At 70.8% G+C, this 16991-nt stretch carries 12 protein-coding genes; 11 read left to right on the top strand and 1 reads right to left on the bottom strand.

All coding sequences use genetic code 11. The features are described from left to right. Positions 1-151: 151 nt before the first annotated feature. From leuS to holA, 9 genes are all read left to right on the top strand, one after another. The gene (gene leuS / locus ACIRR9_RS32220) at positions 152-3031 is read left to right on the top strand and encodes a leucine--tRNA ligase (protein ID WP_403759044.1); all 2880 of its coding nucleotides are present in this window, start codon (positions 152-154) and stop codon (positions 3029-3031) included. Positions 3032-3182: 151 nt separating this feature from the next. Next, complete coding sequence (locus tag ACIRR9_RS32215; protein WP_403759040.1) at positions 3183-3911, top strand: hypothetical protein; 729 nt, start codon at positions 3183-3185, stop codon at positions 3909-3911. Between the two features lie 72 nt (positions 3912-3983). Next, positions 3984-4829 (top strand): DegV family protein, encoded by an 846-nt coding sequence (locus ACIRR9_RS32210; RefSeq protein WP_123977041.1) that lies wholly within the window; start codon positions 3984-3986, stop codon positions 4827-4829. A gap of 130 nt (positions 4830-4959) precedes the next feature. After that, on the top strand, positions 4960-6114 hold the full coding sequence (locus tag ACIRR9_RS32205) for a helix-hairpin-helix domain-containing protein (RefSeq protein ID WP_403759037.1): 1155 nt from the start codon (positions 4960-4962) through the stop codon (positions 6112-6114). After that, positions 6111-8687 (top strand): ComEC/Rec2 family competence protein, encoded by a 2577-nt coding sequence (locus tag ACIRR9_RS32200; protein ID WP_403759034.1) that lies wholly within the window; start codon positions 6111-6113, stop codon positions 8685-8687. Before ACIRR9_RS32205 ends, ACIRR9_RS32200 begins: the two co-directional genes overlap by 4 nt. Before the next feature lie 13 nt (positions 8688-8700). Further along, the gene (locus ACIRR9_RS32195) at positions 8701-9546 is read left to right on the top strand and encodes an arylamine N-acetyltransferase (RefSeq protein ID WP_403759345.1); all 846 of its coding nucleotides are present in this window, start codon (positions 8701-8703) and stop codon (positions 9544-9546) included. A gap of 174 nt (positions 9547-9720) precedes the next feature. Beyond that, positions 9721-10602, top strand: a complete 882-nt coding sequence (locus ACIRR9_RS32190) for a YceI family protein (RefSeq protein WP_403759032.1) — start codon at positions 9721-9723, stop codon at positions 10600-10602. A 60-nt stretch (positions 10603-10662) separates the two neighbouring features. Beyond that, positions 10663-10908 (top strand): hypothetical protein, encoded by a 246-nt coding sequence (locus ACIRR9_RS32185; protein ID WP_403759029.1) that lies wholly within the window; start codon positions 10663-10665, stop codon positions 10906-10908. Positions 10909-10991: 83 nt separating this feature from the next. Continuing rightward, positions 10992-11981, top strand: a complete 990-nt coding sequence (gene holA, locus ACIRR9_RS32180; protein WP_403759026.1) for a DNA polymerase III subunit delta — start codon at positions 10992-10994, stop codon at positions 11979-11981. A 354-nt stretch (positions 11982-12335) separates the two neighbouring features. Here holA and rpsT read toward each other — a convergent pair whose 3' ends face one another. Next, the gene (rpsT, locus tag ACIRR9_RS32175; protein ID WP_046733201.1) at positions 12336-12602 is read right to left on the bottom strand and encodes a 30S ribosomal protein S20; all 267 of its coding nucleotides are present in this window, start codon (positions 12600-12602) and stop codon (positions 12336-12338) included. 310 nt (positions 12603-12912) lie between these two features. Between rpsT and lepA the strand changes: the two genes are divergently transcribed. Then, the gene (lepA, locus tag ACIRR9_RS32170; RefSeq protein WP_403759022.1) at positions 12913-14787 is read left to right on the top strand and encodes a translation elongation factor 4; all 1875 of its coding nucleotides are present in this window, start codon (positions 12913-12915) and stop codon (positions 14785-14787) included. Between the two features lie 273 nt (positions 14788-15060). After that, positions 15061-16935, top strand: a complete 1875-nt coding sequence (locus tag ACIRR9_RS32165) for an AMP-dependent synthetase/ligase (protein WP_403759019.1) — start codon at positions 15061-15063, stop codon at positions 16933-16935. Positions 16936-16991 lie beyond the last annotated feature (56 nt).

Here is a 16991-nt window from a genome sequence, read left to right as displayed (position 1 = left end):
TTCTGCTTAGCGGGCCGCGCTGATCAGTCCCGACCGCCGGACGAAACGGTTGGTCGGCATCGGCGCGGCGTCCCCTCCTGTGTGAGGGGATTTTTCGTTTCTAGAAAGTTCGCAGCCGCAGGCAGAGACGACCGATGGAGCTTTGAGGATCATGAGCGAGACGAACCCCGCTGCCGCCGCTACGTCGGCGGAGGCAGCGCCGCACCGCTACACGGCTGCCCTGGCGGCCGACATCGAGGCACGCTGGCAGGACTTCTGGGACGTCGACGGCACGTACGCGGCGCCGAACCCCAAGGGTGACCTGGCGGGCGACCCCGAGCTGGTCGCCAGGCCCAAGAAGTTCATCATGGACATGTTCCCGTACCCGTCCGGTGCGGGCCTGCACGTCGGACACCCCCTGGGCTACATCGCCACCGACGTCTTCGCCCGCTTCCAGCGGATGAACGGCCACAACGTCCTGCACACCCTGGGCTTCGACGCCTTCGGCCTGCCCGCCGAGCAGTACGCCGTGCAGACCGGCACGCACCCCCGGGTGTCCACCGAGGCCAACATCGAGAACATGAAGGTCCAGCTGCGCCGGCTCGGCCTGGGCCACGACAAGCGCCGGTCGTTCGCCACGATCGACCCGGACTACTACAAGTGGACCCAGTGGATCTTCCTGCAGATCTTCAACTCCTGGTACGACGACGAGGCCGACAAGGCCCGCCCGATCTCCGAACTGATCGCCCAGTTCGAGTCCGGTGAGCGCTCCGTACCGGGCCACACGCGCGCGTGGAACGAGCTGACCGCCGCCGAGCGCAGTGACGTCCTGGGCGAGTTCAGGCTGGCCTACGCCTCCGACGCACCGGTCAACTGGTGCCCCGGCCTGGGCACCGTGCTGGCCAACGAGGAAGTCACCGCCGACGGCCGCTCCGAGCGCGGCAACTTCCCGGTCTTCAAGGCCAAGCTGCGCCAGTGGAACATGCGCATCACCGCCTACGCCGACCGGCTGCTGGACGACCTGGAGGCGCTGGACTGGCCCGAGGCCATCAAGCTGCAGCAGCGCAACTGGATCGGCCGCAGCGAGGGCGCCCGCGTCGACTTCCCCATCGACGGCGAGAACATCACGGTCTTCACCACGCGCCCGGACACGCTGTTCGGCGCGACCTACATGGTGCTGGCCCCCGAGCACCCGCTGGTCGACAAGTTCGTCCCGGCCGCCTGGCCCGAGGGCACCCGCGACGTGTGGACCGGTGGCCACGCCGGCCCGGCCGAGGCCGTCGCCGCGTACCGCGCACAGGCCGGTGCCAAGTCCGAGGTGGAGCGGCAGGCCGAGGCCAAGGACAAGACCGGCGTCTTCACCGGTGCGTACGCGACCAACCCGGTCAACGGCGAAAAGATCCCGGTTTTCATCGCCGACTACGTGCTGATGGGCTACGGCACCGGCGCGATCATGGCCGTCCCGGCCGGCGACCAGCGCGACTTCGAGTTCGCGCGCGCCTTCGAGCTGCCGATCGTCTGCATCGTCGAGCCGACCGACGGTCGCGGCACCGACACCGCGACGTGGGAGGACGCCTTCGGGTCGTACGACGCGAAGATCATCAACTCGTCCAACGACGGCATCAAGCTGGACGGTCTGCCGGTCGTCGAGGCCAAGGCCCGCATCACCGAGTGGCTGGCCCGCAAGGGCATCGGCGAGGGCACCGTCAACTTCCGGCTGCGCGACTGGCTGTTCAGCCGCCAGCGGTACTGGGGCGAGCCCTTCCCGATCGTCTACGACGAGGACGGCGTCGCCCACGCGCTGCCCGAGTCGATGCTGCCGCTGGAGCTGCCGGAGGTCGAGGACTACTCGCCGCGCACCTTCGACCCCGAGGACGCCGACACCCAGCCCGAGACGCCGCTGTCGCGCAACGAGGAATGGGTCGACGTCACCCTGGACCTGGGCGACGGGCCGAAGAAGTACCGCCGCGAGACCAACACCATGCCCAACTGGGCCGGTTCCTGCTGGTACGAGCTGCGCTACCTGGACCCGCACAACAGCGAGCAGCTGGTCGACCCGGAGATCGAGCAGTACTGGATGGGCCCGCGCCAGGGCATGCCGCACGGCGGTGTCGACCTGTACGTCGGCGGTGCCGAGCACGCCGTGCTGCACCTGCTGTACGCCCGTTTCTGGTCGAAGGTCCTGTACGACCTGGGATACGTCTCCTCCGCCGAGCCGTTCCACAAGCTGTTCAACCAGGGCATGATCCAGGCCTACGTCTACCGCGACTCCCGCGGTTTCCCGGTCCCCGCCGCCGAGGTCGAGGAGCAGGACGGCACCTACTTCTACGAGGGCGAGCAGGTCACCCGTCTGCTGGGCAAGATGGGCAAGTCCCTGAAGAACGCGGTGACTCCGGACGAGATCTGCGCCGAGTACGGTGCCGACACGCTGCGTCTGTACGAGATGGCGATGGGCCCGCTGGACGTCTCCCGGCCGTGGGACACGCGCGCGGTGGTCGGCCAGTTCCGGCTGCTGCAGCGGCTGTGGCGCAACATCGTCGACGAGGCGACCGGTGAGATCACCGTCACCGACGCCGAGCCCGACGAGGAGACGCTGCGTGCCCTGCACAAGGCGATCGAAGGCGTCCGCCAGGACCTGGAGGGCCTGCGCTTCAACACCGCCATCGCCAAGGTCACCGAGCTGAACAACCACCTGACCAAGGCCGGTGTCGCCGTGCCGCGTACGGTCGCCGAGCCGCTGGTGCTGATGATCGCGCCGCTGGCCCCGCACATCGCCGAGGAGCTGTGGCGCAAGCTGGGCCGTACCGACTCGGTCGTGCACCGGGACTTCCCGGTCGCCGACCCGCAGTACGTCGTCGACGAGACCGTGACCTGCGTCGTCCAGATCAAGGGCAAGGTCAAGGCACGCCTGGAGGTGCCTCCGGCGATCTCCGAGGAGGAGCTGGAGAAGGCCGCGCTGGCCGACGAGAAGGTCGTCGCGGCGCTGGGCGGCGCCGACATCCGCAAGGTGATCGTGCGCGCGCCGAAGCTGGTGAACATCGTCACGGCGTAACGCCGCAGGCCGCCTCCGGGTGGTCCCCTACGGGCAGGTTCGGGGTTCTTCCGGAACCCTGGGCCTGCCCTTTGCGTTTACCGTTGAGGGGCGCGGCCACCCACGCCGTGTGCGAGAGCGGTCGGGTGGTCGGGAGCGGAGGAGGAGCACCGTGGAAGCAGTGATCGTCGTATTCGCCCTGCTCTTCCTGGTCTTCGTCGCCGGCGGGGCGTACGTCACGTTCAAGGCGGTCGGCGCCGCCAAGCGCGGTGTGGACCGTACGATCACGCAGGCCCGGCGCACGGTCGAGGATCACACACTGCGCGCCAGGTCCATGGTCCAGATCGGCCCGGCGGCCGAGATCGCCCAGCTGCGGCTCACCCTGCGCACCTCGATGCGGGCCACCCAGGACGCGTTGCACGCGGGCGTCGCCGAGGACGAGTCGCTGAAGGAGTCCCTCGGCCTCTTCCAGAGGCTCAGCGCGCACGGACACGAACTCGACGGCGAACTGCGGCGTCTGGAGTCCGAGCCGGACCGCGTCACGCTCGCCGGGCGGCTGCCCGAGCTGCGCCGCCGCACCGAGCGCATCACCGAGTCCGCGGACGCGTTGCGCTGGGCGGCCCGTGACCGGGCCCGCCGGTTCGCCGACGACGATCTGGACACCTTGAGCACACAGATCGGCGTCGAGGCGGACGCCCTGCGGCACTGGACCCGTCCGGCCCCCGCGTCCGACACCCCGCCGTGGCCCGAGGCCGCGGACGGCCCGGGCGACCGCCAGAGCTGGCCGGAGGCACCGAATTCGGCCGCCTCCGAGGAGCCTGTGAAGCCCGCGATCACCCCGCCCGGCCGACGCCAGGTCTACCCCTGGCAGAAGAAGCCCCGCCCGGAGAGCAGCACTTGATCCGGCCGGTACCGGTCAGGGGAAGCGGGGGCGGGCTGCCGCCCCTGGGCTACGCCAGGTAACCTCCAGCTCATGTCCCGCCATGTCGCGATCGTCACCGATTCAACGGCCTACCTGCCGCCGCGGACGATGGAGCGCCACGGCATCACCGCGGTACCCCTGACCGTCGTCCTGGGCGACCGGGCCCTCGAAGAGGGCACCGAGATCTCGACGCGTTCCCTGGCGCAGGCCTTGCAGAAGCGGCGCCCCGTCACCACCTCCCGGCCCAGCCCCGAGGAGTTCGCCGAAACCTACCGCAGGGTCGCCGAGTCCGGGGCCACCGGCATCGTCTCGCTGCACCTGTCCGCCGAACTGTCCGGCACCTACGACGCGGCGGTCGTCGCGGCCCGCGAAGCACCCGTCCCGGTTCGGGTGGTGGACACCGGGATGGTCGCCATGGCGCTCGGCTTCTGTGCGCTCGCCGCGGCCGAGTCCGCCGAGGCGGGCGGCACCGTCGATGAGGCCGTCACGGCGGCGGAGAAGCGTGCCGCGGGCACCTCGGCGTACTTCTACGTCGACACCCTCGACTATCTGCGCCGTGGCGGCCGTATCGGCGCCGCCCAGGCCCTGCTGGGTTCCGCGCTCGCCGTCAAACCCCTGCTCCAGCTGGACGGCGGACGCATCGAACTGCTGGAGAAGGTGCGGACGGCGTCCCGGGCCATCGCCCGTCTCGAGGAGCTCGCGGCCGATCGTGCGGGCAGCGCCGAGGTGGACATCGCCGTTCACCACCTCGCCGCCCCCGACCGTGCCTCGGCCCTCGCCGACCGGCTGCGGGCGCGGGTGCCCGGGCTGGCCGACCTGCATGTGAGCGAGGTCGGCGCGGTCATCGGCGCCCACACCGGACCCGGGCTCCTCGGAGCGGTCGTCTCCCCGCGGTGACCTGCGGATCCGGGGCGGCAGCCGCACCGCGTTCACTCGTGCGGGTGGCGAAGTTGTCCACAACCCGGCTGTGATCCACGGAAATTGGGCAAGATCATCATGAATCGGCGGGAAGCCCCATCCTCGTCGCATGGCACTTCGATCACGCTCACACACGACACATGCGACCAGCGGCCCCGGCCGGGGCCCCGCCTCCGACGGCCGCACCCGGCACCGCCGGTCCCCGGTCCGGATCCCCACCCGCCACCGTCCGGCCCCGCCCGACGAACTGCGCCGCCGGGCGGAACTCCTCTTCGGCCAACGGGGAGTCACCAGGCCGGAGCCCGCACAAGGACCGCCGCACGGAGGGACGGTGACCGGCACCGGTCCGGCGACCGGACTGACCGCGGCCACCGCCACATCCGGGATGCGGGCCGCCACATCCGGGGTGCGCACCGCTGTGGCCGCACTGTCCACAGCGGCGGCCGTCATGTCCTCGGCCCGCGCCCTGGCCGGCGAGACCACGACCCGGCGCGAGCCGGCGCTTCCCGCGATGCGGGCCCGGCTCGGGTTCGCCGTGCGGGAGCGGATGCCGGTGTGGCTGCAGACCCGCTGCGGGCTGGAACGCCGGGGCGCGGTCGCCCTCGGGGCGGTCCTCGTCGTGGCCGCGGCCCTCGCCGTCCAGCACTTCTGGACAGGCCGGACCGAGTCGGTGAACGCGCCGGAGGTGGTGCGTGCGGAAGCACCGTACGAGAAAAGCGACAAGAGCGAGAAAAGCGACAAGAGCGAGAAAAGCGGGAAGAGCGAGGGAAAGGCGCCGGCTGGGGGCGCCGGTACCGCCACGGCGCCCGGTGGGACCGGCGGGGCTGTCGGCGAGATCGTCGTGGACGTCACAGGGAAGGTGCGTGAGCCGGGGGTTCACAGCCTGCCGGCCGGGTCCCGGGTGACCGACGCGCTACGGGCGGCGGGCGGGGTGCGGCCGGGGACGGCCACCGACGGACTCAACCGCGCCCGCTTCCTGGTGGACGGCGAACAGATCGTCGTCGGGGGCGGCCCCGCCCCGCCGGCCGCACCGGGCCAGGCCGGGGGTGCCGCGACGGGAGCGGGCCCGGCCGCTCCGCTCTCCCTGAACACCGCGACCGTGGAGCAGCTCGACGCACTGCCCGGAGTCGGCCCGGTCCTGGCCCAGCACATCGTCGACTACCGCACCCAGCACGTCGGTTTCCGCTCCGTCGACGAACTCCGCCAGGTCAAAGGCATCGGCGACCGGCGCTTCTCCGACCTCCGGGATCTGGTACAGCCATGAGTCCCGTGACCGACGGCGCCCCGCCGGGGCCCGTGACCGTGCGCCGCCGGGCCGTCCCCGCCGGCTCGGACGGGCGGCTCGGGACCGCGCACCCCCGGCAGGACGGAGCGGCCGACCTGCGGCTGGTGCCGCCCGCGTCGGCCGCCTGGGCGACGGCGGCACTGACGCTGGACGCGGCACCGGGGTGGACGGCCGGGATCGCCGTCGCCTGCCTGGTCGCCGGGGTGATCCTCCTGTGGCGGAGCCGGACGGGTCCTCGACCGGGGACTGGGACCGTCGACACCACGCCTCTCCCGGCGACTTGGCGGAGCGCCTCCGTCGGCGCCCTGCTCCTGTGCGTCGCCGGGGCGGCCGTCTCCGCCGGGCTGCACGGGGCGGATGTGCGCAGGGGGCCGGTGCCCGGGCTGGCTCGCGGGTACGCGACCGTGACCGCAGAGGTGGAGCTCACGGGCGACCCCTGGGTCAGCAGGCCGCGGGTGCAGGGGAATCACGCCACTCCGGTCGCGGTGCTGGTGCGCGGCGAGGTACGGCGGGTGGAGACGGGCGACGGGACCGCGGTGACGACACGTTCGCCGGTGCTGATGGCCATCGACTCGGGCGTGCGGGCGCCCGGCGGCGGCGGTCGGTCGGTGTGGCTCGGCCTGCTGCCCTCCACGCGGCTGCGGGTCAGCGGGCGGCTGGCGCCGGCGACGGCCGGCGGGGACCGGGTCGCTGCGATGCTGCGGGTGCGGGATTCGCCCGCCCCGATGCTGGTGGGGGAACCGAGCGGGCCGCAGCGGCTGGCCGGGCGGTTGCGGGCCGGACTGCGGGAGGCGACCGACGGGCTGCCCGAGGACGCGCGGGCCTTGCTGCCCGGGCTGGTCGTCGGGGACACCTCGCGGATCACTCCCGAGCTGGACGAGGCCTTCGAGGAGACCGACCTCGCACACACCCTCGCGGTGTCCGGCAGCAACCTCACCATTCTGCTGGCCCTGTTCATCGGACCGCCGGGTCTGGCGCAGCAGGTCGAGCGGCGCGGCCTCGCCCCGCGCCTCGGACTGTCGCTGCGGGCGACCGCGCTGCTCGCGTCGGCACTCACACTCGGATTCGTCGTCGTGTGCCGTCCGGACCCCAGTGTGCTGCGGGCCGCGGCCTGTGGAGCCGTCGCCCTGCTCGCCCTGGCCACCGGCCGCCGCAGATCCCTGATCCCGGCGCTGGCGACGGCGATTCTGCTGCTGGTGCTGTACGACCCGTGGCTGGCGCGCAGTTACGGCTTCCTGCTGTCCGTACTGGCCACCGGGGCACTGCTGGTGCTGGCGCCCGGATGGAGCGAGGCACTGCGGCGGCACGGGGTGCCGGAACGGCTGGCCGAGGGGCTGGGAGCCGCCGCGGCCGCGCAGGCGGTGTGCGCACCGGTGATCGCGGTGCTGTCGGCGCGGGTGAGTCTGGTGGCGGTGCCCTGCAATCTGCTGGCCGAGATCGCGGTCGCGCCGGCCACGGTGCTGGGGTTCGCGGCGCTCGCGGTGGCTCCGGTGGCGATGCCGGTGGCCAAGGCGCTGGCGTGGTGCGCGAGTTGGCCGGCCGGATGGATCGCGGGGATCGCCCGGACCGGGGCCGAGCTGCCGGGCGCGGGAGTGGACTGGCCCGGGAGCTGGGCGGGGGCGCTGCTGCTCGCCGGGGTCACCGTGGTCGTCGTACTGCTGGGGCGGCGGCTGCTGCGGCATCCGTGGTGGTGCGGGGTGCTCGGGGTGCTGCTCGTGCTGCTGGTCGTACGGCCGGTGCCGCTGACGCGGGTGATCACGGGCTGGCCGCCGCCCGGCTGGCGGCTGGCGATGTGCGATGTCGGGCAGGGTGACGCGACCGTGCTCGCGGCGGGCGCGGGGACGGGCGTGGTGGTGGACGCCGGGCCCGACCCGGCGCTGGTCGACCACTGCCTGCGGGAACTCGGCATCACCCGCGTTCCGCTCCTTGTCCTCACCCACTTCCACGCCGACCATGTCGCGGGGCTGCCCGGGGTGCTGCGCGGGCGGACGGTGGCGCAGATCGAGACGACCGGGTTCGAGGAGCCGGCGGAGCAGGCCGAGTTCGTACGCAGGGAGGCGGCCGAGCACCACGTCCCGCTCACGCGGGCGGTCGCCGGGGAGCGGCGCAGGGCCGGGCCGCTGGACTGGCAGGTGCTGTGGCCGCAGGCTGATCCGGCATCGGTGCCGGACGGCCCGAACGACGCGAGCGTGGCGCTGCTGGTCCGTACGGCCGGACTGCGGATGCTGCTGCTCGGGGACCTCGAACCCCCGGCCCAGCAGGAACTGCTGAGATCACCGGCGGCTGCCGAACTGGGCGGGGTGGACGTTCTGAAAGTGGCCCATCACGGATCCGCGTACCAGGATCCGCAGCTGATACGGCTGGTGGCGCCTAGGGTCGCACTCATTTCGTGCGGAACGGACAACCCGTACGGTCACCCGGCGCCGGGCACGGTGGCCGAGCTCGAGGGTTTGGGGGCGGTGGTGCTGCGGACCGACCGGGACGGGGCGCTCGCCGTGACCGGTGGACGTACGGGGCGGGGGACGGGGGAGCTGAGCGTGGCGCGAGACTGAGGGCATGAACTCGGTGAACTCCGCTCGGATCGACGCCTATCTCCGCCGTCTCGGGGCCGCCCGCCCGGCCCGGCCCACCGCAGGGGTTCTGCGTGAGCTGCATCTGCGGCATCTGCGGACCGTGCCCTTCGAGAACCTGTCGATCCACCTCGGCGAGGAGATCGTGCTGGAGGAGAAGCGACTGCTGGACAAGGTGGTGGACGCGGGCCGGGGCGGGTTCTGCTACGAACTCAACGGTGCCTTCTCGGTGTTGCTGACCGCGCTGGGTTTCGAGGTGACGCCGCTGGCCGGGCGGGTGTACGGGGCGGAGGGGCGGGTCGGGATCCCGTACGACCATCTCGCGCTGCGGGTACGGACGGCGGACGGGGACGAGTGGCTCGCCGATGTCGGTTTCGGGGCGCACAGCCACTACCCGCTGGCGTTCGGGGAGCGGGGTGAGCAGGCCGATCCCGGCGGGACGTTCCGGATCACGGCGGCCGGGCCGGACGCGGCGGGGGCAGGGGGAGAGGGCGGTGCGGCGGACGGGGACCTGGATGTGCTGCGCAACGGGAAGCCGGAGTACCGGTTGGAGGTCCGGCCGCGGGTGCTGGGGGACTTCACGGCCGGGGCGTGGTGGCACAGCACCTCGCCGTCGTCCCACTTCACACAGTCGCTGGTCTGCTCCCGGATCACCGAGGACGGCGGGCGGATCACGCTCGGCGGGCGGACGCTGACGGTGACGGCGGCCGACGGGGCGCGCGAGGCAAGGGAGTTGGAGCACGACGAGGAGGTGCTGGGGGCCTACCGGGAGTGGTTCGGCATCGGGCTGGACCGGGTGCCCACTGTGCGAAATCCGCGGAACGACGACCCGAACGGGTAATTCGGGCTTCACGGGAGGACATGTTACTACTGGCGCGTAGCATGCTACTCGTGCGTAGTTCCAGCGTATGTGCTGGATTCCCGTGATGTGGGCCCGTGTTGCCCCGAAAGCCGCATCGGTGATCGAATGTGTCTTCGGTAACGGATGGTGGCGAGGCGTACAGGGGTGGCGTGGATGTTCGGCCGCTTGATGGCAAACCGAACGAACCGGGTGCAACGGACGAGTCCCCTCGCGGCGGTGCGGACTCCGCCCGACGCCGGGGTACTGAGCTGCCGGGTGCTCGACCCGGTCAACGAACCGGTGGTGAAGGCGGAGTTCGCGGTCAGCGACGCCATGGGGCGGACGGTGGTCAGCGGCGGAGCGGACCCCTACGGGTCGTTCATGACGACCGTACCTGCGGGGGAGTACCGGCTGGCGGTGTCCGCCGAAGGGTTCACGCCGTACCGGGCGACCGCACTGGTCGGCGAGAACTGCCTCGCCTCGCTCGGTGACGTGACCCTCCAGGTCGCCCAGCCGCCGGACCTGCCAGCGGCGGGGGACTGGGAGATCGAGCCGGCACATTCCTCGATCGGCTTCACCGCGCGGCACATCGGACTGGCCCGGATCCACGGGCGGTTCAACTCGTTCGCGGGTGCGGTGCGGATCGCCGACCCGGTCGAGCGGTCCGCGATGCACATCGTGATCGACGCCGCGACCATCGACACGGGCGTCCGGATGCGGGACGACCATCTGCGGTCGGCGGACTTCCTGGACGTGCAGCGGTTTCCGACGCTGGAGTTCTACAGCGACCGGTTCGTGCACAGGGGCGGCACCAAGTGGGCCGTCACCGGGGCGCTGTCCCTGCACGGTGTGACGCGCACGGTCACCCTGGACACGGAGTACCTCGGGCTCGGCAACGGCATGGAGGGCGAGACGCGGGCGGCCTGCCGGGCCACGACCGAACTGCACCGGGACGACTTCACCGTGAGCTGGCAGACGATGCTGGCGCGCGGGATCGCGGTCGTCGGGCCGAGCATCCGGGTCGACCTCGATGTGCAGATCGTGCCGAAGGGCTGAGCAGGCCGTTCGGGATCGTTCCGGTTCTCGCGGTGGTTCGCAGTGTCCGAGAATGAGGCCGTGAGCGATGTGAGACATGTGCTGGTGCTGCCGGATCGGGATGCGGCGGAGGAAGCCGCCGAGGCGCTCGGGGAGCGGTTCGGGATCGGCGAGGAGCCGCGGCTGGTGCGGGACGCGCTGGCGGGGGAGGACGACGCGGAGGACGCGCAGTGGCTGGTGCTGCTGAGGGACGAGGCGGGACGGTTGGACCCGGCGGAGCTGGACGAGTTCGCCGGGGAGTGGGAGGGATGGCGGGAGGAGCCGTGACCTGCCGGCACCGGTGGCCGTGCCGCTGAGGGGCGAGCGGCCGCGCGGACTCGTTGTCAGTGGGCCGTGGGATGCTTGGCGCGATGGCCAAGAAGACTGCTGATGACGATCCGCTCGCCCCGGTGACGCTTGCCGTGGGCCAGGAGGACCTGCTGCTCGATCGGGCCGTGCAACAGGTGGTGGCCGCTGCCCGCGCCGCCGACGCCGACACGGACGTACGGGACCTGAACCCCGAACAGTTGCAGCCCGGCACCCTTGCGGAGCTGACCAGTCCGTCGCTCTTCGCGGAGCGCAAGGTCGTGGTCGTACGCAATGCGCAGGATCTGTCCGCCGACACGGTCAAGGACGTGAAGGCGTATCTCGGGTCGCCCGCCGAGGAGATCACGCTCGTGCTGCTGCACGCAGGCGGGGTCAAGGGCAAGGGGCTGCTGGACGCGGCCCGCAAGGCGGGGGCGCGGGAAGTCGCCTGCCCGAAGATGACCAAGCCTGCGGACCGGCTCGCGTTCGTCAGGAGCGAGTTCCGGGCGCTCGGGCGGTCCGCTACGCCGGAGGCCTGTCAGGCGCTCGTCGACGCCATCGGCAGCGATCTGCGGGAGCTGGCGTCGGCCGCGACCCAGCTCACCGCGGACATCGAGGGGACCATCGACGAAGCCGTCGTCGGGCGGTACTACACCGGGCGGGCCGAGGCGTCGAGCTTCACCGTCGCCGACCGGGCCGTGGAAGGGCGTACGGCGGAGGCGCTGGAGGCGTTGCGCTGGTCGCTGGCGACCGGGGTCGCACCGGTGATGATCACGAGTGCGCTCGCGCAGGGCGTGCGGGCGATCGGGAAGCTGTCGGGGGCGCGGGGCGGGCGGCCGGCGGATCTGGCGCGGGAGCTGGGCATGCCGCCGTGGAAGATCGACCGGGTGCGGCAGCAGATGCGGGGGTGGACGCCGGACGGGGTCGCGGTGGCGCTGCGGGCCGTCGCCGAGGCGGATGCGGGGGTGAAGGGCGGTGGGGACGATCCCGAGTACGCCCTGGAGAAGGCCGTGGTGACCATTGCGCGGGCGGCGCGGTCGCGGGGCCGGGAATAGGGGCCGGGCCCCCTTCGACTCTCGTGGCCTGTTCCTGGGGGCTGCGCCGCCCTCGGACCCCCGCTTCGGCCTGGACGGCCTCGTCCTCGAACGCCGGACGGGCTGGTGGGATGCCGGCCGGGCTCCGGCGGTGTACGGGCCTTCGGCCTCGGGTGGCGAATGGGCTGCAGGAGTGCCGAAGGCCCCGGCGCCCGCCCTGGGGAAGGGCGAGGTGCCGGGGCCTTCGATTCATGCTCTGAGGAGCTACGCCCGCGTGGCGAACGCAGGCCGCGCGTGGCTCCGGGGGTGCCGGTCGGGAGCGGATGAGAGAGGGCCCGCTCTGGGTCCTTCCGGCGGTCAGATCAGAGAAGGGGTTCAGCCCTGGAGGGACGCGACCTTGGAAGCGAGCGCCGACTTCTTGTTGGCGGCCTGGTTCTTGTGGATGACGCCCTTCGAGACGGCCTTGTCGAGCTGACGCGCGGCAGCGCGCTGCAGCTCGGTGGCCTTCTGGACGTCGCCCGCGGCAGCGGCCTCACGGGCCTTGCGGATCGCGGTCTTCAGGGAGGACTTGACGGCCTTGTTGCGCAGCCGAGCCTTCTCGTTGGTCTTGATCCGCTTGATCTGGGACTTGATGTTCGCCACGAATGAGCCTTTTCAGGTTCTGGTGCGGGGCCAGGAGTACTCCGTGCGTTGAAGACATGGAGAGGTCCGGGTCCCGTGCCGGGTGTTTTCTGATGACGTGCCTCGTGCTGAGAGGGCATGAGACACAGCTGCCCAGAGTAGCAGCGGGGCGGCGGCCAGCCCAAACCGGCCTCGGCGGCCCCTCCGGGGGCAGGCGCTGCGGACCTCCCGTAGTGGGCCAAAACACCCCCGGGTCCCTCTCCATGGGACCATGGAGACTACGTATAGATCCGACCCGAGGCATAAGGCGCCTCAAGAGACAGGACCCTGCGTGCCCGCGACCCCTAACAATGTGCCCGAGCCGAGCCGTACCGCCCCGGCTCTGATCCGCAATTTCTGCATCATCGCGCACATCGACCACGGCAAGTCCACGCTCGCCGACCGGATGCTCCAGCTGACCGGTGTGGTCGAGCAGCGGCAGATGCGTGCTCAGTACCTCGACCGGATGGACATCGAGCGCGAGCGCGGCATCACGATCAAGTCCCAGGCGGTGCGTCTGCCCTGGGCCCCCACCGAGGGCCCGGACCAGGGCAGCACGCACATCCTCAACATGATCGACACTCCGGGGCACGTCGACTTCACCTACGAGGTCTCGCGGTCGCTGGCGGCCTGCGAGGGGACCATCCTCCTTGTCGACGCCGCCCAGGGCATCGAGGCGCAGACCCTCGCCAACCTCTACCTGGCGATGGAGAACAACCTCACGATCATCCCCGTGCTCAACAAGATCGACCTGCCGGCCGCGCAGCCGGAGAAGTTCGCCGCGGAACTGGCGAACCTGGTCGGCTGCGACCCGGACGACGTGCTGCGGGTCTCCGCCAAGACCGGTGTCGGCGTCGACGCGCTGCTCAACAAGGTCGTCAAGGAGATCCCGGCGCCGGTCGGTGTCGCCGACGCGCCCGCCCGCGCCATGATCTTCGACTCGGTCTACGACTCCTACCGCGGTGTCGTGACGTACGTCCGTGTCATCGACGGCCAGCTCAACAAGCGCGAACGCATCAAGATGATGTCGACCGGCGCCACGCACGAGCTGCTGGAGATCGGGACCAACTCGCCGGAGATGCTGGCCGCGGACGGGCTGGGCGTCGGCGAGGTGGGCTACCTGATCACCGGTGTGAAGGACGTCCGGCAGTCCAAGGTCGGTGACACCGTCACCAGCCAGCAGAAGGGTGCGACCGAGGCGCTCGGCGGGTACAAGGACCCGAAGCCGATGGTCTTCTCCGGTCTGTATCCGCTGGACGGCTCCGACTATCCGGAGCTGCGCGAGGCCCTCGACAAGCTGCAGCTCAACGACGCCGCGCTCGTCTACGAGCCGGAGACCTCCGCCGCCCTCGGCTTCGGTTTCCGCGTCGGTTTCCTGGGGCTGCTGCACCTCGACGTGATCCGGGAGCGGCTGGAGCGCGAGTTCGGGCTCGACCTGATCGCGACCGCGCCCAACGTGGTCTACCGCGTGGTCATGGAGGACCGCAGCGAGCACATCGTCACCAACCCGAGCGAGTTCCCCGAGGGGAAGATCGGCGAGGTGTACGAGCCGGTCGTGCGGGCCACCATCCTGGCGCCGACCGAGTTCATCGGCTCGATCATGGAGCTGTGCCAGACCCGGCGCGGCACGCTGCTGGGCATGGACTACCTGTCGGAGGACCGGGTCGAGATCCGGTACACGCTGCCGCTCGCGGAGATCGTCTTCGACTTCTTCGACCAGCTGAAGTCGAAGACGCGCGGCTACGCGTCGCTGGACTACGAGCCCACCGGCGAGCAGACCTCCAGCCTGGTCAAGGTCGACATCCTGCTGCACGGAGACAAGGTGGACGCCTTCTCGGCGATCACCCACAAGGACGCCGCCTACGCCTACGGTGTGCGGCTCGTCGCCAAGCTGCGCGAGCTCATCCCCCGGCAGGCCTTCGAGGTGCCCATCCAGGCCGCCATCGGCTCCCGGGTCATCGCCCGCGAGACCATCCGGGCCATCCGCAAGGACGTCCTCGCCAAGTGCTACGGCGGTGACATCTCCCGTAAGCGCAAGCTGCTGGAGAAGCAGAAGGAAGGCAAGAAGCGGATGAAGATGGTGGGTTCCGTGGAGGTTCCGCAGGAAGCCTTCATCGCGGTCCTGAGCAGCGATGACAGCGCGGGATCGGCCAAGAGCAAGAAGTAACCACGGGTAACGGTCGGTCACGGCCGTAAATCGGGTGCAACAGGGGTCCGTCGTACGAAAGTGTGGCGGGCCCCTACGCGTGCGTAGGGTCGCTCTGCGTGGAACATGCGGGGAAACAGACAGGCCGATGCCCCTTACGCACAGGCCGGTCGCGGCTTACTCTGATCCCTGCTCGATAGTTACTCGCGAGTTAAACAACTAGCGCGAACCCCACCGTGAGTGAACCCCAGCCGCACTGAGCCAGCCGCACCGTCGCGGGCCCCGGAGGATGTCGTGAGCGACACACAGACACTGATCGAGAACCGACCGCCGTCCGTGGCGGCCCTCTTCCTGGATCGCGTGGCGGCCACACCGGACGCCGAGGCCTACCGATACCCGGTGCCAGCGGCCTCCGGTCAGGGCCCCGACGACTGGAAGTCGCTCAGCTGGGCGCAGGCCGCCGAGCGGGTCTACGCGATCGCGGCCGGTCTCATCGAACTCGGCATCCAGCCCGAGCAGCGTGTCGCCCTCGCCGCCTCCACCCGTGTGGAGTGGATCCTCGCCGACCTCGGCATCCTGTGTGCCGGCGCAGCCACCACCACGGTCTATCCGCAGACCAACGCCGAGGAATCGGCGTTCATCCTCTCCGACTCCGAGAGCCGGGTACTGATCGCGGAGGACGCGGCACAGGTCGCCAAGGCCGTCGAGAAGCGCGCCGAGCTGCCCGAGCTCATCCGGGTCGTCGTCATCGACCCGGCAGGCGTGGAGACCGGCGACTGGGTCATCACCCTGGCCGAACTGGAGCAGCGCGGCGCCAGGTACCTGGAGAAGCACCCTGAGCTGATCAAGGAACGGGTCGGCGCGATCACCAAGGACCAGCTCGCCACCCTCATCTACACCTCCGGCACCACCGGCCGCCCCAAGGGCGTGCGGCTGCCGCAGGACAACTGGTCGTACATGGCGAAGGCGATCGCCGCGACCGGGCTGATCAGCAGCGAGGACGTGCAGTACCTGTGGCTGCCGCTCGCCCACGTCTTCGGCAAGGTGCTCACCTCCGGGCAGATCGAGGTCGGTCACGTCACCGCCGTCGACGGCCGCGTCGACAAGATCATCGAGAATCTGCCGGTCGTGCAGCCGACGTACATGGCCGCCGTGCCGCGCATCTTCGAGAAGGTCTACAACGGCGTCGCCGCGAAGGCACGCGCGGGCGGCGGCGCCAAGTACAAGATCTTCCAGTGGGCGGCCGAGGTCGCCCGCGAGTACGCCAAGGTCACCCAGGACAACTTCCGGCGTACCGGTGCCGCGACCGCGCCGTTCGGGCTCGCCGCCAAGCACAAGGTCGCCGACGGGCTCGTCTACAGCAAGCTGCGGGAGGCCTTCGGCGGACGGCTGCGGGCCTGTGTCTCCGGCTCGGCCGCGCTGGCGCCCGAGATCGGCTACTTCTTCGCCGGCGCAGGCGTGCACATCCTGGAGGGCTACGGCCTCACGGAGTCCTCGGCCGCGTCCTTCGTGAACCCCGGCGAGGCCTACCGCACCGGCACGGTCGGCAAGCCGCTGCCCGGCTGCGAGGTGCGCATCGCCGACGACGGGGAGATCCTGCTCCGCGGCCCCGGCATCATGCAGGGCTACCACGGGCTGCCGGAGAAGACGGCGGAGGTCCTGGAGGCCGACGGCTGGTTCCACACCGGTGACATCGGAGAACTGTCCCCCGACGGTTATCTGCGGATCACCGACCGCAAGAAGGACCTCATCAAAACGTCCGGCGGCAAGTACATCGCGCCTGCCGAGGTCGAGGGACAGTTCAAGGCGGTCTGCCCGTACGTCTCCAACATCCTTGTGCACGGCGCCGACCGGAACTTCTGCACCGCCCTGATCGCCCTCGACGAGGTCGCGATCCTGGAATGGGCCAAGGAGAACGGCCTGGGCGGCAAGTCCTACGCCGAGGTCGTGGCCGCGCCGGCGACCGTCGAGATGGTCGACGGCTACGTCAAGGAGCTCAACGCGGGGCTGCAGAAGTGGCAGACCATCAAGAAGTTCCGGCTGCTGCCCCGGGACCTCGATGTGGAGCACGGGGAGATCACGCCGAGCCTGAAGCTGAAGAGGCCGGTGGTGGAGCGGGAGTACAAGCACCTCATCGACGAGATGTACGCGGGGACGCGCGAGGCGTAGAAGGCGTTGTCGGGTGCGGGTGTGTGGGGGCTGTTCGCGCAGTTCCCCGCGCCCGT

The organism is Streptomyces sp. NPDC101234, from assembly GCF_044767525.1.
Taxonomy (GTDB): Bacteria; Actinomycetota; Actinomycetes; order Streptomycetales; family Streptomycetaceae; genus Streptomyces; species Streptomyces sasae.
Note: the sequence above shows the minus strand (reverse complement) of the source record. Positions and strands in the feature narration are given on the sequence as shown.